The 19054-nt window shown below is 34.7% G+C and carries 21 protein-coding genes; 9 read left to right on the plus strand and 12 right to left on the minus strand.

Annotation, left to right across the window (positions count from 1 at the left end; all coding sequences use genetic code 11):
* Window positions 1-162: 162 nt before the first annotated feature.
* Complete coding sequence (locus AAGU22_RS02455; RefSeq protein WP_458720655.1) at window positions 163-1707, minus strand: calcium-binding protein; 1545 nt, start codon at window positions 1705-1707, stop codon at window positions 163-165.
* A 1139-nt stretch (window positions 1708-2846) separates the two neighbouring features.
* Here AAGU22_RS02455 and AAGU22_RS02460 point away from each other — a divergent pair.
* Window positions 2847-4370 (plus strand): heparin lyase I family protein, encoded by a 1524-nt coding sequence (locus AAGU22_RS02460; RefSeq protein WP_458720656.1) that lies wholly within the window; start codon window positions 2847-2849, stop codon window positions 4368-4370.
* 541 nt (window positions 4371-4911) lie between these two features.
* Here the strand turns inward: AAGU22_RS02460 and AAGU22_RS02465 are convergent.
* Window positions 4912-5382: a DUF2299 family protein gene (locus AAGU22_RS02465; RefSeq protein WP_458720657.1), complete on the minus strand. Its 471-nt coding sequence runs from the start codon at window positions 5380-5382 to the stop codon at window positions 4912-4914.
* Window positions 5383-5433: 51 nt separating this feature from the next.
* On the opposite strand from AAGU22_RS02465, the gene AAGU22_RS02470 reads away from it, so the two are divergent.
* The 3 genes from AAGU22_RS02470 (at window position 5434) to AAGU22_RS02480 (ending at window position 6987) form a co-directional block, all read left to right on the plus strand.
* Complete coding sequence (locus AAGU22_RS02470) at window positions 5434-5805, plus strand: hypothetical protein (RefSeq protein ID WP_458720658.1); 372 nt, start codon at window positions 5434-5436, stop codon at window positions 5803-5805.
* Between the two features lie 297 nt (window positions 5806-6102).
* Window positions 6103-6603, plus strand: a complete 501-nt coding sequence (locus AAGU22_RS02475) for a 4Fe-4S dicluster domain-containing protein (RefSeq protein ID WP_458720659.1) — start codon at window positions 6103-6105, stop codon at window positions 6601-6603.
* Between the two features lie 252 nt (window positions 6604-6855).
* A complete protein-coding gene (locus AAGU22_RS02480; RefSeq protein ID WP_458720660.1) occupies window positions 6856-6987 on the plus strand; it encodes a hypothetical protein in 132 nt (43 codons plus the stop codon).
* Window positions 6988-7071: 84 nt separating this feature from the next.
* Here AAGU22_RS02480 and AAGU22_RS02485 read toward each other — a convergent pair whose 3' ends face one another.
* The 4 genes from AAGU22_RS02485 to AAGU22_RS02500 all read right to left on the minus strand — a co-directional run bounded on the left by AAGU22_RS02485 (window position 7072) and on the right by AAGU22_RS02500 (window position 9692).
* A complete protein-coding gene (locus AAGU22_RS02485) occupies window positions 7072-7380 on the minus strand; it encodes a hypothetical protein (protein WP_458720661.1) in 309 nt (102 codons plus the stop codon).
* Window positions 7381-7756: 376 nt separating this feature from the next.
* Window positions 7757-8299, minus strand: a complete 543-nt coding sequence (locus tag AAGU22_RS02490; RefSeq protein ID WP_458720662.1) for a hypothetical protein — start codon at window positions 8297-8299, stop codon at window positions 7757-7759.
* A 554-nt stretch (window positions 8300-8853) separates the two neighbouring features.
* Window positions 8854-9228 (minus strand): ZIP family metal transporter, encoded by a 375-nt coding sequence (locus tag AAGU22_RS02495; RefSeq protein ID WP_458720663.1) that lies wholly within the window; start codon window positions 9226-9228, stop codon window positions 8854-8856.
* A 38-nt stretch (window positions 9229-9266) separates the two neighbouring features.
* Window positions 9267-9692, minus strand: a complete 426-nt coding sequence (locus tag AAGU22_RS02500; protein ID WP_458720664.1) for a hypothetical protein — start codon at window positions 9690-9692, stop codon at window positions 9267-9269.
* 264 nt (window positions 9693-9956) lie between these two features.
* Here AAGU22_RS02500 and AAGU22_RS02505 point away from each other — a divergent pair, with 264 nt between their 5' ends.
* Window positions 9957-10100: a YHS domain-containing protein gene (locus AAGU22_RS02505; protein ID WP_458720665.1), complete on the plus strand. Its 144-nt coding sequence runs from the start codon at window positions 9957-9959 to the stop codon at window positions 10098-10100.
* 217 nt (window positions 10101-10317) lie between these two features.
* Here AAGU22_RS02505 and AAGU22_RS02510 read toward each other — a convergent pair whose 3' ends face one another.
* From AAGU22_RS02510 to AAGU22_RS02530, 5 genes are all read right to left on the minus strand, one after another.
* On the minus strand, window positions 10318-10506 hold the full coding sequence (locus tag AAGU22_RS02510; protein ID WP_458720666.1) for a hypothetical protein: 189 nt from the start codon (window positions 10504-10506) through the stop codon (window positions 10318-10320).
* 355 nt (window positions 10507-10861) lie between these two features.
* A complete protein-coding gene (locus AAGU22_RS02515) occupies window positions 10862-11473 on the minus strand; it encodes a hypothetical protein (RefSeq protein WP_458720667.1) in 612 nt (203 codons plus the stop codon).
* Between the two features lie 41 nt (window positions 11474-11514).
* On the minus strand, window positions 11515-11835 hold the full coding sequence (locus AAGU22_RS02520) for a hypothetical protein (RefSeq protein ID WP_458720668.1): 321 nt from the start codon (window positions 11833-11835) through the stop codon (window positions 11515-11517).
* Between the two features lie 17 nt (window positions 11836-11852).
* Entirely contained in the window at window positions 11853-12176 is a 324-nt protein-coding gene (locus AAGU22_RS02525; protein ID WP_458720669.1) for a hypothetical protein, read from the minus strand.
* A 483-nt stretch (window positions 12177-12659) separates the two neighbouring features.
* Window positions 12660-12848 carry a hypothetical protein gene (locus AAGU22_RS02530; RefSeq protein WP_458720670.1) on the minus strand — a complete coding sequence of 63 codons (189 nt, stop codon included), beginning with the start codon at window positions 12846-12848 and terminating at the stop codon, window positions 12660-12662.
* 276 nt (window positions 12849-13124) lie between these two features.
* On the opposite strand from AAGU22_RS02530, the gene AAGU22_RS02535 reads away from it, so the two are divergent.
* Window positions 13125-13592: a hypothetical protein gene (locus AAGU22_RS02535; protein ID WP_458720671.1), complete on the plus strand. Its 468-nt coding sequence runs from the start codon at window positions 13125-13127 to the stop codon at window positions 13590-13592.
* Window positions 13593-14432: 840 nt separating this feature from the next.
* Window positions 14433-14888, plus strand: coding sequence for a hypothetical protein (locus AAGU22_RS02540; protein ID WP_458720672.1), 456 nt, complete (start codon window positions 14433-14435; stop codon window positions 14886-14888).
* Window positions 14889-15262: 374 nt separating this feature from the next.
* Here AAGU22_RS02540 and AAGU22_RS02545 read toward each other — a convergent pair whose 3' ends face one another.
* Entirely contained in the window at window positions 15263-16183 is a 921-nt protein-coding gene (locus AAGU22_RS02545) for a transcription initiation factor IIB (RefSeq protein WP_458718676.1), read from the minus strand.
* A gap of 406 nt (window positions 16184-16589) precedes the next feature.
* On the opposite strand from AAGU22_RS02545, the gene AAGU22_RS02550 reads away from it, so the two are divergent.
* Entirely contained in the window at window positions 16590-17045 is a 456-nt protein-coding gene (locus AAGU22_RS02550; RefSeq protein WP_458720673.1) for a M23 family metallopeptidase, read from the plus strand.
* Window positions 17046-17080: 35 nt separating this feature from the next.
* A complete protein-coding gene (locus AAGU22_RS02555; protein WP_458720674.1) occupies window positions 17081-18895 on the plus strand; it encodes an alkaline phosphatase D family protein in 1815 nt (604 codons plus the stop codon).
* Window positions 18896-19054 lie beyond the last annotated feature (159 nt).

Here is a 19054-nt window from a genome sequence, read left to right on the forward strand (position 1 = left end):
GTCGAATTTATCTTGACCATGTGATAGGAAAAAATTTTGGTGGGCTAATCTGAATTCTAGCTAATATCTCAGTACTAATAAATTCAAACAGTCACGAATGCTCAGAATTAATATTATTAAAGAAATAAAAAAAAGGGATGTAAGTTCTCACTCGAATTAATTTTACCTGTTTTGGCCTGGTGAGTCTGTTGAGGGCAATGTGCTTCTATCTACCGTTACCTTACAACTCTTTGTTCTATCTTGGCCCGGTTGAAAGTCTGTGAGTGTATCTTTACCCTTACCACAATCCGTGGTGTCACTGCCCTGTCCCCCGGTGACCGTATCATCTCCTTCGCCTGCATAGTTCATATCATCCCCATCGCCACTATCGATAGTATCGTCGCCATCTTGTCCGTAGTTTATGTCACTACCAGTACCGCTGTATATGTCATCATTTCCCGTACCACCAGATAATTCATTGTCACCATAATTAACATCATCTCCCTCTCCGCTAACTATCGTATCGTCGCCAGTTGGGGTTGAATCAAAATTGTCTCCAACATTCCTATCATCTCCAGCACCACTATCAATTTCGTCATTTCCTGTACCTCCATAGTTTGTATCAATACCTTCTCCGCTATCAATTTCGTCATCCCCAGCTCCTCCCACATTTCTGTCATCCCCAGCACCACTATCAATTTCATCGTTTCCATCTCCTGCAACGTTTATATCATCACCATCGCCACTGTTTATAGTATCGTCGCCAACACTACCAGAATTATAGTCATCACCATCGCCACTGTTTATATTATCATTTCCACCCTGTCCATAATTTCTGTCATCTCCAGCTCCGCTATCAATTTCATCATTTCCATCGGTGGACGTTCCAAATTCGGCCATTGTACATTCAGGCCCCGTTGAAAATACGAATACTTCACAATTATCACCAACATTATAATCATTTCCATCCCCGCTGTTTATGACATCATCTCCGCCCTCGCTACTAAGTGGTGTCGGTATGTTAGCTTCTCTCCCATTATCTCCAACGTTGAAATCATCTCCGCTTCCACTATCTATTACGTCATCGCCACCATCGCCGTCTCCTGCAAAATTGTCACCAAAATTAAAATCATTTCCTGCACCACTATCTATTATGTCATCGCCACCATCGCCGCTTCCGATCCAGTTATCTCCCTGATTTTGATCGCTTCCGTCTCCACTATCTATTATGTCATCTCCACCGTTGCCAAATACGTTTGCTGGTTGGAGCTCATTATCTCCTGTATTAACGTCATTTCCTGCTCCACTATCAATAGTGTCGTCTCCACCGTCGCAATTTGAGGTACAAAATTCATTGTCACCCTCATTCTGATCATGACCATCGCCGCTGTCTATTGTATCCTCTCCACCGCTACCCGATCCACTAAAGCTGTCCCCCGTATTGCCGTCATTTCCGCTACCACTATCAATATCATCATCTCCCTCTCGTCCCTCATTTCTGTCATTTCCATCAAAGCTATCTATATCATCATTTTCTGAGGTTCCTGACAAATTGTCATTTCCATTAGTTCCATCAATGTCTGCAGCAAAAACGAAATTGGAATCAAGAGTGATCCCATTCGGGATAAAGAATCCCGAAAATACTGCTATTACAAAAATTAACACTGCTGTTTTTTTGCTATTCTTCCTTGATATGCTATAATCGTTATCACCATCTAAATTATTCAATTAATGTCCTAGATCGACGTGCAATTGAAATATTTTGCAATTAAACCCAGAACACTACAATAATTCCAATACCAAGCTAACGCGATAACACATAAAGTATTAGCACAATGGTGCGTTAGGTGTTTATGAAGATTGTTACTGCATTTTTACGATATATTTTCCTTCTTGTCATTATTAAGACTGCAAAACTAATTTAACCCCTGACATACAATGGATAACTTTAAACATCATTACTAGCTGTGTTCTATAAATTGGCATAGAATCTTGTTGAAGAATCGATATTAGCACTTATCCTTCCGGTTCCGAACCTGGATTAGCATAGTGGATTACAATAAGCCAGACCGTATTGGTACAATTGAACGCTAATACCATATAGAAACTAATCCCATGGATTGATTAACAAACCCATGTGGATATTCTTATAATTTTCACAGAACCCTTATACCATACGGGACTTAATCCCACCGAGTCAGATACTTTTTTTACTAATATTGAGTGATAAAAAGGGGTCAAACTTGTTTCACATACCACCGAACCCCCTTTGTAATACACAAATGATTATAGGACAAACCAATTGGTAAAACACGTAATTCAAATAGAATTTACAGGTTTCTTATACTTTTAATTCCTTGCATTTTCTTCGTCTTAATTGTTATACCGTGTTTAATCTTTAGATGAAACACAAATGTCCCGTTTTTTCTGCTGAAAATAAAGATAGTCAGTAGATATACTTGGTTATATACCCATCCAGTTCGACTTACTTTGTATATAGTTACTATCAAGTAATAAATGAGTTCCGAAACTATAGAAAGGATTTATGACTATTAATATATCTCAAATTTGTGGAGATTACACAGTACATAGCAGCTGTAAAGGGTTAGCGGTTCTCATCTTTATTTTCGGGATTTAAAGTTTAAGCAGCAAAGAGGGTTTCAAACGCTTCTTTAAGATTAAAGATTATACCGACCTGAAGAATTATTTTAGAATATCAAAAACGACATTTTAAGCTATCAAACATATATCAGATTTTCAAGGTGATATTATATACTGGTATCAATTTTACTTGTATAAATTTCCCAAATTATTTTCTTGATCTTTGATCCAAACTCTAGATAAATAAAGATAGAAATAGGTGGATAATGCATTTAAACTCCAAACAATTACTATTAGTAATAGTTACAGGCTTCATCGCTATAGGTGCCAGCATAGTCTCTTATGCAGGACCTAGCTTTGGAACAAGCCTATCAGATTCTTTTACAGATATAAACAAGATAACAAATGGACTAGGTTTAGACGAATTGGATGATTTGACTGGAATCAATATATTTGGGGACTCTAGTGATGTTTCTAATGCTTGCAAAGAAATTGAACAGAAGCTAACTGGTCTCGAAAAAACACTAGATGGCCTGCAAGAAGAACTTCAATCAGCGCCAACTTATCTAAAATCAGATCTTATGAAACAGATAAACGAAGTTAAAGGCAAAATCTCTGAAACCAAAGCATTATTCAAAGAATGTCAAGATGGAGGTCAACAGCCTTCATTGCCTTCAAAAGTCACAGGTCTTTCTGCTACCCCTGTGAGCACTAGCCAAGTCGATTTAACATGGAATCAGAATCCTACTGATGAATCAATTCAGCATTATAATGTTTACCGTGATACTTCTCCAGGGTTTTCTCGAGATGACCGCCACCTGATATCACGACCAACCATTACTTCCTTCTCAGATTCTAATCTGAATACAGGAACAACTTATTATTATAAAATTGCCGCAGTAAATAGAGATGGAACTGGACCTGCGTCTGATGAAGTTTCAGCTACTACTGAAGACGACAATCCAGGAGGTGTTAATCCCGAATTAATAGATCTAGGGTATGAAAAAGGAGAAAAGGAGACAGGTTATGAATGGGGTGCTGCTCAATATCAAGAAAATCCTAGTGACGGCGAATCCCGTCTAGTTCAAGTTGATAAAACTAGTATGAATCCAAATAATGAAGGGGATCCCCAAGGCGAGTTTGCTCTAAAAGCAACGGTCAAGAAGGGCGATGTCGCCACGAATCCAAAAGATTCAAATCATAATCCTCAAGGAAATCGGGCGGAAGTAATTCATATCAATCAATCAGCCCCTCGCAATGATCCTTACTATAACTTCCAAGAAGGTGATGATGTTTGGTTCCATTGGTATACTCTATTCCCCCAAGGGGATTATTCTCCAGGGGATAAGAGATTCTATGTATGGACTCAATGGCATCAGAAGGATGATAACGCATGTTGCGACCCTGTTGCTGGATTCACAGAAAAGGGTTCTAAACTTAGTATGAATGTCTTTGGAGATACCAAATGGACTGACGCAAATGATTTAGATTATAACCATTGGTATGAGATGCTATTCCATGTTAAATGGTCTCAAAATGGTAATGTCGGATATATGGAATTGTGGCAAGATAAAAACAGGGTAGCCATGGATAAGTTGGATAGAAATATTCATTTTAAAACGCTAGATGTAGACGGTGCAGCGTATATGAAGCAGGGATTATATAGAGATGCTGAAACTACTAATGATCAGACTGTATATCATGATGGAATGGTTGTGGCCACTTGTCCTGATGAACTCAATTTTAATCCGATAACGGAAAAGTGTAAATCGACACTTCCCTATTCCTAATGGTTAATTCGTTAGCACTTTACTACAAGTCTTATGACATTGACCTATAGATGAATAATTGTAGAATATCTATCTCTATTCTTATTTATTTGGCAGCAACCAAAAAAGAGAACATCTAGCCGGAATATAATAATAACTAATACAAATTATCATACCAAATCATGATCCAACAGCCATTATCTCCAATAAGTCTAGACTATACTTATCATCGTCTATCTAAGAATTATTTTCTTGGCCTTATCATTGACATAATCAATCTTTAGTAAGTTCATTCTTTATCTAGCATCATTGTAGTATTCATAGCGAAGTTAGCCCACTTGTATATACCTCATAAAACACTCGCTTGTGTGAAGGTGCGGGATACGTCATTGCTATTGTGCGGGATCCAGATACCTATTTCCTCACCAAGCCTGAGGCTCCATTTCTTTGGGGTGGCAACAATTATACGAACCCCTATACCATAAGGGACTTAATCCCACCGAATCCTAAAGTGTAGGGTAAAATTACTAGAACAAATCTATTCAAGAATCGTATAAGATCACTAAGATTTCTGCTGATCAGAAGGAAGATGACTTTCAGTAAATTTTTTCCACATAATAAAAACTAAGTCTGTCGCATCTGCCAATTTATAAATTTCGTGGATAAGTTTATTTCTTGAGAATCCATCAAAGTAGATGAAATTAGCTAAATTGATAGATTCTAATTTCTCAAAACTTGGATATATTTCCGTCGAAACTTCCATTTGCATTAGATGAACTTTTAGCTCATTCAAGAATTTGTATTTGTTGGTGGATAACCTATAGATGTTCTTAACGTCTGGAGGTACGAGAAGAGTATTCTGAATAGTTAGCCGGTCTACTGATTTTTCTAACCCTAAATAAATTTCTTTTCCACTGGAGAGAACTATTTTATAAGCCAGTTGAAAATTGGCATCGCTAAATTCAGAAAGTTTCCATTTTTCTGCCTTTAACCATTCACGAATATTACTAATTACTTCCTCCCGAGTAAACAATATCTATCAATGTTAATGAAAATTTATGATATAAATTTTCATACCATTATTATGTCATCTGACGATTTAAGAGAATTTGGAAATCTCAAATCTATTGATAGGGGTAATTATTCTGGAATTATCCCTTGTCATAGTGTCTGTTCTGGTATGGCGAGGGTAGGAATTAAGACACTGTTTACATATATTCCGTTAGTCATCCTATCTACTATTGGGAATAGCCTTACTCCCCCAGATCTTGATTTGACGATGACCTTTTCGAAACCGCTAAAAGCAATTATTCTGGTTATTTGCGGATACGCACTACAGTGCTCTAATATATACCAGCTTGAAGTCAATACTGAATATACTGTCGAGATTGGCTTATACTACTTGAATTGTAGAATTGTGATTATCGTTTGCGAGGGATTACTAACATACATCTGATTAGGTAACTATCCGCAATGTTTCAAAAGCATACAAGCAGCCATCGAAAAACTGATTTTCAATATCTTATAACGAATTACTTACAGATTTGTGATTCTTTCCACTGAACCCTTATATCATATGGAAAGTAATCCTAACGTGCCATCTTTTGTATTGTATACGAGGGGGCAAGTATTGACAAGCTGTATCACTCATGCGAGTAGCTTTATTGTAGATTAGAACTCCTTTCATTCTCAGAGAGAGTAAAACTCAAAATTACGCGTTAACCTATATCAACTTTGTTAACAACATAAAGATATGCCAATAGATCCAGAATTTCCAAAAAATCACAAAACAGTAGGAAAACATTCAACTTCAGATGGAGATTATACTCATTTGGTTTGGGGGCCAGGAAGAGCAAATGCAGAATCCTCTACCAACAAGGATGTTCAAGATGCATACAAAACAAGAGGAGAAGAATATGTCCCCTTGGGCGTCCATGGAACATTTGTAGCTGTTGACTGGGATTCTTGTATTTCTGACGGAGCATGTATCGAGGCTTGTCCTGTTCAAGTATATCAATGGTATAGATCAGAACAGGATGTTCCAGCTATAGAAATGGTAAATGCCGTAAGTGAAGGGATCGGAGATGATAATAACAGAGAAGGCAGAAAAGATTATACTGACAAACCAGATCCCATTAGGGAAAAAGCGTGTATTTGGTGTATGGCATGTGTAACAGTGTGTCCTACTCAATCAATTAAGGTCGACGAATCTAATTTATCAGTTCATGAGGAAATGCTAAAATCATTTGGTTAGACACCGAGATAACTTCTAAGTTATTTTGACTATGAAATAAAGTAATTTTATTATGAGCCATGAAAACTTTTCACGCGTTACTGTCTCTTACTAATAATATAGTAGAAGAGAACAACAGTTATTGATGATAATACAATTAATATATCTTCATGGCAAGGTTGAAATTGTGTAAGGAAACTAGCACTAGTAGTAGCGAAGGGTGGAGTAGATGTTGGAGCCGCGAGCCCGGTTATACTACCAATGGTAGGAACAATGACAATTATCACCACATTCATATCCCCATATATTATCAAATACGGATGGAAATTTACAGAAAGATTTGTAAAAGGACAGGATAAAAATAAAGGAGATCAACAACAGCAAAAACCACCCAATTCAGATTAAAATTCGGATATTGTGCCAACTTCTTGACAATTTTTGAATCAAAAATAAATTATACCATTTTTGTGTACATCAACCAGAAATATCTTAAAAAATCACTTGGTCATCTCTATCATAATCTTGCTTTAAGCAAATTGCAAATCCAACATGACCACAATCATCCGTGTTACAAGACATACACAAAGGCATGCACTCTCTATAATCAACGATAACATCTTTTGAAATACTTTTATCAAACAAAATTACATACTTATTAACAAGAAAATCTTTGACGATAATCAAAGAATCTCCAGAACCTGCATCTTTTGCTATTAACCATTTCATAAACTCCATTGTACCGAAATCAAGAGTAGTAAATACAGTTTCCTTCTCAGCTATTTGGGATTTTCCAGACAAAGCTTTCTTAATCTTTCCTTTCCAATTAAGGTACACACAAAAATGGGTATTAAAGTTATCTAAATTATGTTATCTAATATCATTTTTTTAAAATGTAAAATGTTGCACAATTATTACAGTATTTCAACCTCAACCTTTGTTCGAACTTAATTATAGCGAACTTCGGTTTCATTGACCGACACCGCAGATATCCATTTTTCAGTTTTCGGATAATCGATAAGAATGGTAGTCCATATAATTTTGTCGCTTAATGGAATTTGATTTGTCATAGTCTGATCGTGACGCAATCGAATAGCCTGAATATTTGATTTAGCATCTTACTATACATCAGGTTTAAACAACGAATACCTATCATGTTAATTCTTTTGAGCTTTATTCAGTGACCTGTATGCTCTGTAGATTGATAGGTCATAAATTGATTGATAGAACTAACCAGACTTGAATTATTTGTAATTAATAATAAGATGGAGCCATTTTTTAAATCCTGTATCTTGTATTGTATTTGATCCTTATTTTGGGCCATAGCATCTGTGCCAGGAACTGACTGCGCATGAATGAAGAATGGTTTTGTAAAGTTTCCTTCAGTAAAGTCATTTTGTATATCTATTGTGTGGCTTTTAATTTGGTTAATTGTTTTATTATCTTTCTCATCTAATGCTGTTATCCTTATTTGTCCTCCATCCTTAGTTGAAGCGAATTCATGAGCTATCTTGGTTTGATCAAACCCCATAGCAAGATTACCTCTTTGCATCATCTGAGTCATATTGTGACTATTCATAGGTTGCGATAAGTCATTCTGTAAAGCATCCCTAGAGGATTCTTGTCCAGATGTAACAACTAAGCTAGTAGTGGCACATAGGAATATGATAAAAGTAACATAAAGGGTTCCAATAACTCGTAAATTAAATGAACCTTTCATGATTATCGATGTATAGACTAATAATAAAGAATTATTGTTCATTCGTAGAATACCATGATGTTTTACGATATAGATAAGAGTAATTAGCGAATCAAATTGTGTGTGCAAAGATTTATCGTGAATTTTGAAACGAGTCAGTATCATCTAAAATTACAAAACTAAAAGAATGTTTAAAGAAGTGTCAAGAATCAATGGATCAATTTGCGGAATTGTCATTTCCAAAATGATGGATATGCATTATGAAATTAAATAAGATGTGTTCACCGCATTAACCTGCTATTAGAATATTTATTAGATATATCCTGATTTTCCCCCCATAATATAGTCATGTATCATTATTTATTCAGGGTATAACCCACAATTAGCGCCACGAGGTTCAAGTCCCAAACTTCATCCGATCCATTTTTGTATTTTTTATGACAAATCTAGTATTACATAGATTGATGATGATCAATTCTACATTCTTATTTTCGTTATAAACTTGGTTGTAAAGGGGCAACATTCTACCCATTTCATGACTTTCATGATTGATCATAATTTCAAATAACTAAATGTTAATAATAATGAAATATAATGAAACTTACAAATAGTCCTAAACAAGCAGCTAAACCGATATGCCAATTCACTTTTCTATAAGCATCGGGTATTAATTCTTCTGTTACAAAAGACATGAGTGCTCCTGCAGCGAAACTGAATATAATGGATAAATAATATTCATTTAATACTAACGTAAGTAAATAACCGATCGGTCCACCGATTGAAACAAAAATGAACACCATACTCCACTTGTGGACAATCTTTCTCTTAGATTCGTCTTCGGCTATCAATTCTCTGGTACCTACAATAGTAGCCGCAAAATTGCCAATAAATAATGTCAATGCTGTAGGAAAAAGACCCGGAATTCCCAATGCGATCATTACACCTATCATGATTGTTTCAGGGTGACTATCTGCTAAAGTACCTATAATTATGAGTCTACCTGATCCTTTCTTTTCTTTTTTTGTACTTCACTATTTCCATTGTTATCATGATTGCTATTTTCCTCGTCAGGAGTACTATTAGAATCGACAGGATTTTCAAAATAGTTTTTGCCTATAGGAGATGGCTTCTTTTGCAATAAATAGCGCGTAATACTAAAGGTGATAGCGCCGATGCCAAATCCAAAACCTAAGGTGTAAATATTTCCTAAATTTATAGCCTCTTCGATAATACTAAATGTTACTGTTCCAATAAAAATACCTGCAGAGAAAGAGGCAAGATCCGCACGTAATCTTAATGGGTGTCTATATTCTTTACTTATAATTGAAGCTACCAAAAATGGCGATGCTACAAATAATGATATACCAATGGTGAACAGGATCGATTCCAGAGTCAAGTCAGAATATTCAATCATTTTAGAATCTTTTGACTGGCATAATACGACGTATGGTTTTTCTGTTAGTTGAACCTAAATTCAAAAAAAACATCGTCTATTCTTATATCCTTGTGTTGAATCTTGTTTCAAATATTAATTTTAATTTTTGTATTGTTGCATTATTATTCCTTTATTTTAAAAACTCCTTCCATTATTATTTCACTTAACTCCATTCTATTGATAGATATTATTGTCAGCAATCTTTCAGTTTATGATTAAATAGTTTGTTTCTGAAAAACCAATATGGCAGCAGATCCAGTATGTGGTATGATTGTGGATGAAAAAACTACGAAATATTCTTCTCTATATAAAGGAAAAAATGTTTATTTTTGTGTAGATGCTTGCAAGAATAGCTTCGATAGTGATCCATCAAAATATGGATATTAATGGATCCTTTTGATTAAATAGAAAATAACTAGGAATTATTAATAAGAATAGTCTGTAACATTTTATAATTCTTTTAGAATTTTTTTAAACTCATTCTAAACTCGTATGAAATTTAATACTCGTCCTACCGAACCCTTATACCATGAGGGATTTAATCCCACCGACTCCGCTACCAATTTTAGTAACGATATTAAGTACTTTAACTAAAAATGGTTAATTAGAATGCATTATTTTCTTCTGAGCTGGTCAAAACCAAAGCTGTAGTAGCAAAAATTTTGTCTGTTTTTTTGACTTTCATTGTTATTATCTCCTTCAATTCGTCAACACTATTTGCAGAAATTCTCATAATTATATCATAGAATCCAATCACTTCTTTGACTTCGTCTACACCTGAAACTTTTACCAAAGTAGTAGTTCCAGCTCCAGCTGTATCATCGCCATCTGATGATGATGGAGATTCGGGCTAATTTTTTTTATTTTATACTTTAATTAAACATATGTTATTATGAATTATTTACTCATTATTCAGAATCTAATATTTTGTCCGCAGAAATGAATGTGTGTTGTGCTTAAATTCGATCTTTACTAATTAGCTAAAACATAGTAATCCAGAAGAGCAGCAGACCTAGATGATCAATTTATCTCATTTCAAGAGGTCTAGTAGAGATTCCTATAAACTAAAAACTATAAACTATAAACTAAAAACTAAAAATGAAATATTGATAGAAATAAAGAAGAAAAGACTAATTTATCTTTCTCTTCTAATTTTTTGATTGATGATCTTTTTGAGCAGATAACAATGCATCGTTGTTGTCTCTTTCAATTCTTTCATATGCTGATACATTTCTTTTTCCTATTTCTGCAAGATGTTTAGATTGTTTCTTTGTGTTATCAACTACATTTTTGAATATTTCAATATTAGAAAATGCCATATCATTGAAAATTCTACTCATTGCTATGGTATTTTCTGCATAATTATTCACCAATTTCGAGTACATCTCTGGCATTCTTCTAAAGTAGTCTTGGCTATTCAATAATTGGTTATTTACATTTTGTATATATGGGGTAGATATTGATTGAAAAGAATCAATTGTTTGTTTTTGATATTCAAGATAGTTTTCTGCAACATCTCTAGTAGCTTGAAGTGTTTGTTCTTGAACTTGATTAACGGTTTCAGTATAACGTGGAATCTGATTTCTTGCTTCTCTAATACTTTCATCTATACTTTTTTTTGACTCATCAAAAGCTTGTTCAAGTGATTCGGTGTTTTGTTCTACAATTCTATTATATAATCTTTGATTACTTTGGTAAATATTATTGTTATTTAAAGATGAAGTTTGGTCATTAATTTCTTTTTTATCGCTCTTAGACATTGTAATATTATATAGTTTCTATACTATATAAACACAGGTATCTATTGGTTTTTAATACCATGAAAGGGCTTATTCATCACAAATCGGCTCATATTGATCAATTGCTCTTTTCGTGATGAATACTTCTGCATCATCAGGATTAACAAAAATATGGCCGTTTCTAAGTAAATATCTCTTACATGATGACGGATTTCTAAATTTGAATGGTCATGTTTTTTATTGATATCTCTCGTACAAGCCTCCATGTAAACTTGCTCAAAAGTTACAGGACTTTTCAAATTACTTTTTGTCTTTTCAATCAAACTTTTTACAACAATATGGACTAACTGTCGTACCTCAAGAGAAACTTCGTCAGATAGCATATTTATTTATCTAAATTTTAGATTTTTAGTGGGCGTCCCAAATTATCGGTCTGGTTATTACATTTAATACTTGAAGAGAAATAATTATTTGTATTCTCACCTTCGGTGTGTTTATCCTTTTCATTATTAAATTCATTTTCAGATTTTTTCTTTTTTATATGGCTAGTATATTTTGAAATAAGTTGAAATTCTTCTTTGAATATTGTATACTTCCAATAGTATTTGTTAACAAGAGTCGAGATAACAAACCAAATAATACTATTGACTATGACAGTGATTAAAAATCCATAATAATGAGCCATAAATGACGCCGTTATTGTGCCCCCAATAAGATACGGCATTTGGCGCTTTAATACTGATTATAATAAATTATCCAAAAGAACTACTACTCATTGTTTATTGTATAACATAGTTTATAGACAGGTAAAAGATAACTGATACTTTTGAAAGGTTTATACCATTATCTGGAGATTACAATAAGTAAGATATTTCTAAATTTATTATGTATAGCGGGTCCTGTCTATTGGACAAAATTGCATTTATTTATAGGATGATTATGAATTACCATATTAAGATAGATATTCTATCTGAATGTTAAATGTTGGAGAACAGTTGGATAATATTCTTTTCAGACGACAATTGTATATCATAGATTTGAAGTCATCCACCATGATCTGAAGGAAAAAGATAATTTAGATAATGATATTAAATTAAGGACAAGAAATTGGTAGCAAATAGAAAACTTATTACGGGACGATAACCCCTAAATCCTAGTTACATTTTACAATGTGTGTTCTAGACACAAATGCCATTTTGCCCCCTAACTATACTCCGGTGATTATTGACAACGCTGTATCGATATTTGTGTCAGTTTTAACGAATTCCATCCCTACAGGAGCTATAACTAAAATTCCAAAAAGAAATCTTAGTAAAACTACTATAACGATAATTGCTATTATAATCAAAATAATTGTCCAAAGTGTTCCAAGCATATCTTCAAGAAATTTTATCAATAATAGTTTATATACATGTACCATCATTTATCATGGATGTTATATATTATGGTAATATCATACAGAAAAGAATAATACTATAAAACATCTATAATCGCTATTGAAATTACATGTTGCCACGTAGTTGATTAATACTGGATCATAATTGATTTTGATTTATCATTTGACAATCATTGTCTTAGTAATGCTTCGCCTAGTAAGCCTATTAGGATTATTTAACCCGAATGTTACTACTATAAAAACATTGTTATAAATTATATTTCAATGAAGACTTTCATGAATATTAGTATTCCAGTGGTATTAACCATTAGTTTGGTATTATTACTAAACACGGGAGGCTCCAGTATCTATGGACAAATTATAGGACAGACAAATCAGACCAATCAAACTAGTGGACAAAACACAACACAACAAGCTCAACAGCAATTAGATCAAGCTAATCAACAGATGCAACAAGCTCAACAACAAAAACAGCAAGCTGAGCAACAATTACAACAATCAAACCAAACCCAACAACAGCAACAATCCAATCAATCTAAGCAACAAGAGCCAGAAATGAATGAAAAATTGCTTAATTATACAAATGCAGCTATCTTAGCTTTAAACGACGATAACACAAGTGCAGCACAAGACAATCTCGTTCAGATTCAAAACGCACTGATCAACGCCAGTGGAAAACAAGTAGTAGTAGTTCCAGCTCCAGCTGTATCATCACCATCTGATGATGATGGAGATTCGGGCTAATTTTTTTTATTTATAACTTTAATTAAATATCTGTTATTATGAATTATTTACTCATTATTGAGAATCTAATATTTTGTCCGCAGAAATGAATGTGTGCTGAGCTTAAATTCGATCTTTACTAATTAGCTAAAACATAGTAATCCAGAAGAGCAGCAGACCTAGATGATCAATTTATCTCATTTCAAGATCTAGTAGAGATTCCTATAAACTATAAACTATAAACTATAAATGAAATATTGATAGAAATAAAGAAGAAAAGACTAATTTATCTTTCTCTTCTAGTTTTTTGATTGGTGATCTTTTTGAGCAGATAACAATGCATCGTTGTTGTCTCATTCGATTCTCTTGTATTTCGATATTTGTTGATACTGTTGTCATCAAAAAAAACTTGATAGAAAAACTTTATATCTAACCCAAATATCATTTTCAAAAAGTTGGTACTAGTATCTGTAGGTAGATTAAATCTCAGAGGATAGTTCTGGGATTTTATTTTATCATGAACTAAATATTATCTTGGTTATCAGAAGACTGTTTTGATACAATCTTAGGTCTTTTTTATCAGTCTTGTTGTAATAATTTGATCTCATTAAACCTTTTACTAAAAGAATGTTCCGTGATGCCTCTGAAAGGTGGCGCTCTATAACAAACAAGTGTATCATAAACATAGTGGAGGAATAGAGTATGATCTATCAGTAACAGGAAATGAAAAACAATTATCTATTTTGTTGACGTGTTCTTATGGGTATTAGGACAGACACATCTTTTTCTATCGTCGTAGAGGCATTCTCATTGCCATTATATTGTTGAAGATTAATATTAAGATAGGATTCAAAATATAAAATGAAGGTCTTTTATATTCAAAAATACTCAAAAATGCTCATTATAACAACTACAATACTTATTATAACTCTAGGAATTTCAGAATTAAATTACAGCTATTCTCAACCATCACCTCTTACAATCTCTGAGGACCAAACCAGTCAGCAAGGAAACGATCCATCCTTAATCAATACCTTAAACCAATCTAATGAGGTCCCAATTCAACAATCCATTAATTGGAATCAATCATTAATACTTGATCCTGCTAATGTTTTCTGCAATGACGATGGAGCGTGTGGGGGAATAGTAGAAGTCGCTTTTGAGAGCAACAACACCCTTGTATTAGAATCTTATAATAGCTATCGTATATTCGATATTGCAGATATGGCAAAAAATCTTAGTGGCTTTCAAATTATTGATATATCTACAACGCCTCAAGATGGAAGCATAAAATATTTAGTTGTCATGTCAAAATAAATTCATTGATCTATTTTTTCTCCTCAAGACGCGACTATCCAACGCCGCGCTTTACGGGTGGCGCTTCAATCTTCACATAGGAGACGGAGTCAAAAAATCCGTTTATCGATCCTATTATTCAAGTTTAAGTAATGGAAACAAAAGAATAAGTATGATAATCTATTATTAATGGCATAGTAAGATATTTGCTTAATCATCAGAATTTTTAAGGCCCCTATTTGTTCTTATTACAATTTTGAGGGATCGTCAATTATCGTACAACTTATCGATTAAACATTGTATGTTAATTAATTTCATTGTCGTCTAAAATAGGTCATGTTTTACTGTATCTATAGATTGTTAGCTTTCTAAACTTTACTAATATAACGACTTTATTAATTTAAGAAAGGTGTATTCATAATAACGGTTCTTACCTCTAACAACCTTTTTCGTAAAGTCATGATATTAATATTTGCAGCAGTAGCAATCTTTGCTTGAGAAATTTTTTGTTTATGTTTCCTGCACATGATGTAAAGGATGGCTGCAGCCAAAGAGAGTGAATTCTTACCCGATAATATGCTTTCATTTTGTATAGCTATTAGCATATCAATGGACTCTCTTACTGTTCTCTCATGAATATTAGCCACGTCAGCAATTTTCCGAATAAAAATAGAGGGCTTGAATTGGACGGGAGTTATTTTTAGTTCTCTTGTAATGAGCCTATAACACTTGCCAGCAAAGATCTCATTTGCTTCTACTATTTGTGAAATCTCTGTCAACGTTCGTGGAATACTCGAATTTCTACATACTACATAAACACATGCAACTATCAATTCCTTGATTGACCTTCCTTTTATCAGTCCCTTTGTAAGAGCCTTTTTGTAATACAAAAGTGCGTCCTCTATGCATACTGAGGTCAAGGACAACTTGTCTTTTAACCTGTTCAACAGATCTAAGACTATATTTAGATTTCTATTCTTGTTTGAACAACTTACTATTTTAGTAAGGAATTCAATCTTATTGTGTTGCCTTTTGTTAGAAAATCTCTTTGAGCTTTTAGTATTATAGTCTGCAATAGCAGTTGACATTCCATGGACATTTAGAGTTAGGGACCGTGGATATCCAGTATTAGTATCACTTGTATAATTATAGAAGTCTATATTTAATTCCGTATCATATAGTTTGTCCTGGACAACCATACCACAGAGATTACAGATCTTTTCACCATTCTCATAATCATAAATAACAGAGTGTTGATGTGTTGGAATCTGAGGTTGTGAATCTTTTACATTCTTGGCAACCAAAATATTAGACAATGTCTACCTTTAAGCAATATTCTATAACAAGTGGTTGTTTACAAATTTTATATTTATTTCTTAACTATTACAAAAGGATACAAATAGACACAGGTGCTATTCTAAAGGTCATTGTCTTTTTTGGTACAAGAGTCTACCAATTAGCATCCTCAGATCCTACGTAGCCAAGTATGACATTGTCCAATCTCCATACGACATGGGGCTAGCGTCGTCATAAAAGCGGCTTTATATTTATACTCTATGAGAGTAATGATGTTAGATAGGCCTATCATAAGGAAGAGTGTCAATGGTTCAACCCACTGTTGCAAATAAGGTGATCTAAGACATTAATGACGGGATTAATCCAGTTATAGTCTTATTATAGTTTATTAAATCATACTCGATATAAAGTGAATATTTTTTTTATATGACAGCAAAAAACGTATACACAATACCTATCTCTAGTGAATTGTTGCAAAGAATAGATAGATCTTCTCCTGCTCATGTTGGTAGGCTCCGAAATGCGGTGGATTTTATTGCTCCTATAGGTACACCTGTTCTTGCTGCAGCAGATGGTGTTGTAACTCACATCAAGGATGACTCGAATGTTGGAGGTCCTGATGCATCATACTGGTTTTATACTAATTTCATTACAATAAGACATTCAAACGGGGAATACTCTCGATACGACCACCTTGATTACAAGAGTTCCAAGGTCAAAGTAAATCAGAGGGTACTGGCCGGTGACAAGATTTCCAAAGTTGGAATGACCGGTTATACTTATATTCCACATCTACACTTTCAAGTATTTGTATTCACAGGTTACAATATTTGGACCGATTTTGATACAATAGAGATTAAAAATTTTAGAAATATTTTGTAGGTCAGTTTCTATACGAATATAGTGAGGGTTAAAACATGGATTATGTTGACGATACAGCGATTTTGAATGAGGTTCTTATCTCACTTGAGCTTGAAATCTCTACTGTAGATGCAAATAATGCTAGTTCTGGTGATAATCATTATGTGAACATCGTGTTTTCTGATGGCACACGCCTTTACGAGCCTTTTAACTTGAAACTTTATGATGAAATCGGGTTATCTGAAATACCTATTAGTATTGGGACTTTGCCACACCGTGGTAAGAAAAAAAGGTTTTCTCTCCCAGTCCCACCCGCACTTGACCGCAAACTAGTTGATATTGTTGAGGTATTCATTCGCAAGGACGGTACTAACGGATGGTTTGTAGGTAGCATACTTTTGTTTGCTAATGGCCACTCAATGCCCTTAATTGGAAATAGTAACGTCAATCAATTCCTTGACAACGATAATGCTGTGCTGATGCTTCGAGATTGGTCTACAGGGTCGTTCTGTGTCGCCCCAGCTACCAGTGCTCAAGATCCACTGCCACGATCCGGTTACCGTGTCTTGGGTCCTGTGGTGGGCCAAGTCTCAGACACTTCTGCAGTTATACTATATCGGGTGGACAGAGCGGGCTACTATCGCTTTATAGCATTTGATACTGTCACCAATCTTAAGGTACATGATGAAACCCAAAAGATAGAGCCCACTTATCGGTTCAATTTAACCGGTCTTCTACCGAATAGACATTATAAATTTGAACTCAATTTTTTGCGCGGTGGTCTTGAAACTCCAGTGCCTGATGGATCAGGATCAGTTCATACATATCCTGCTGAAGGGTCTCTTGGAAAATTTACGTTTGCATTTGGTTCTTGTGTCAAATCTAAAAAGCAAACAGCACAGGGATCATGGACGGCTATAAAGGCTTTGGCGGAATCACCATCAAATGATAATGGGCCTGTGCACCTGTTCGTTCATCTTGGTGACACGTTCTATTTTTACGATCATGTGACCAAAGAAGCACCTCGCAATGTAGAAACAATGCATGCTGCTCATGTCTCAATGCGACGTCATCTGGAATTCCTCGATATGGCTAAGGTGGTACCATCATGCGGAATCTGGGACGACCATGACTTTGCTGGAAACGATAAGGACAGCAAAGCTATTGATAGTGAGTTACGGATGCAGGCGGTAAGGACCTGGCTACAGTACTGGGGAAATCAACCCATTTCACCTGAAGAAATTGGTAAAACAGGACTAACCACTAGGATTTCTTATGGCCTAGTTGATATTTATTTGCTTGATGGTCGATTTAGCCGTGATAAGGACAGAGGCATATACTTTGGTAATGAGATAGTTGGTAAAGTACTTGATACGATCGATAAGCGTGGTGCCGTATCTCCGCGGGTTGTAATACTGGGTACTGGTATCAGCTGGAACCATCATGCAGAGGATGGAGAGGGTTACGGTCAAAGTATATACGATGATGAGCGAGAGCGGCTTTATAGAGAATTGGCAATTCGAATGGGTGGCACTATCAACGGTCTCCTGTTTATCTCAGGAGATACTCACATCAATGAAATTTACCATATTGATTTAGGCGAAGGTCGTATGGCTCCAGAATTGGTTTCATCGCCGCTTACCCTTAATACTGGTTTGAGAAGACCTCGTGATATTAAACGTGAGCGCGTTGCTAGTTTCTCTTCAAAGGAAAAGCGAGGTTTTGCCACCTTGACGATTGATACCTTGAAAGAAAGTAGAGATAACTGGACAGCGACTGTATGTTATTTTCAGGAGGCTGCCGTAGCTCAGTATGAGAGGCGTTCATACGTCCTCTTAAATGGTCAGTTCACGCCATTTACAAGAATGTAAATAATCCTAATGATTTAGAGTCTTATAATTACATAGTGCTTTAATTAAAACAAGATTAATGGGAACGTACAACTGATTCTGAATTTTGTGAGATTAAGTCCCGTATACTATGCGTGTTTGGTCGGACGAGTATGAAATTTCATAGTAGTTTAGAACTTT

The sequence above is a fragment of the Candidatus Nitrosocosmicus sp. R genome (assembly GCF_054408505.1).

Excerpts from the sequence above, each read along its gene's own strand:
- AAGU22_RS02500 (WP_458720664.1), bottom strand. The coding sequence starts at position 9,692 with ATGATTGAATATTCTGACTTGACTCTGGAATCGATCCTGTTCACCATT.
- AAGU22_RS02550 (WP_458720673.1), top strand. The coding sequence starts at position 16,590 with ATGACAGCAAAAAACGTATACACAATACCTATCTCTAGTGAATTGTTG.
- AAGU22_RS02555 (WP_458720674.1), top strand. The coding sequence starts at position 17,081 with ATGGATTATGTTGACGATACAGCGATTTTGAATGAGGTTCTTATCTCA.
- AAGU22_RS02535 (WP_458720671.1), top strand. The coding sequence starts at position 13,125 with ATGAATATTAGTATTCCAGTGGTATTAACCATTAGTTTGGTATTATTA.
- AAGU22_RS02515 (WP_458720667.1), bottom strand. The coding sequence starts at position 11,473 with ATGTCTAAGAGCGATAAAAAAGAAATTAATGACCAAACTTCATCTTTA.
- AAGU22_RS02520 (WP_458720668.1), bottom strand. The coding sequence starts at position 11,835 with ATGCTATCTGACGAAGTTTCTCTTGAGGTACGACAGTTAGTCCATATT.
- AAGU22_RS02460 (WP_458720656.1), top strand. The coding sequence starts at position 2,847 with ATGCATTTAAACTCCAAACAATTACTATTAGTAATAGTTACAGGCTTC.
- AAGU22_RS02480 (WP_458720660.1), top strand. The coding sequence starts at position 6,856 with ATGACAATTATCACCACATTCATATCCCCATATATTATCAAATACGGA.
- AAGU22_RS02525 (WP_458720669.1), bottom strand. The coding sequence starts at position 12,176 with ATGCCGTATCTTATTGGGGGCACAATAACGGCGTCATTTATGGCTCAT.
- AAGU22_RS02540 (WP_458720672.1), top strand. The coding sequence starts at position 14,433 with ATGAAGGTCTTTTATATTCAAAAATACTCAAAAATGCTCATTATAACA.
- AAGU22_RS02475 (WP_458720659.1), top strand. The coding sequence starts at position 6,103 with ATGCCAATAGATCCAGAATTTCCAAAAAATCACAAAACAGTAGGAAAA.
- AAGU22_RS02505 (WP_458720665.1), top strand. The coding sequence starts at position 9,957 with ATGGCAGCAGATCCAGTATGTGGTATGATTGTGGATGAAAAAACTACG.
- AAGU22_RS02495 (WP_458720663.1), bottom strand. The coding sequence starts at position 9,228 with ATGATAGGTGTAATGATCGCATTGGGAATTCCGGGTCTTTTTCCTACA.
- AAGU22_RS02470 (WP_458720658.1), top strand. The coding sequence starts at position 5,434 with ATGTCATCTGACGATTTAAGAGAATTTGGAAATCTCAAATCTATTGAT.
- AAGU22_RS02490 (WP_458720662.1), bottom strand. The coding sequence starts at position 8,299 with ATGAAAGGTTCATTTAATTTACGAGTTATTGGAACCCTTTATGTTACT.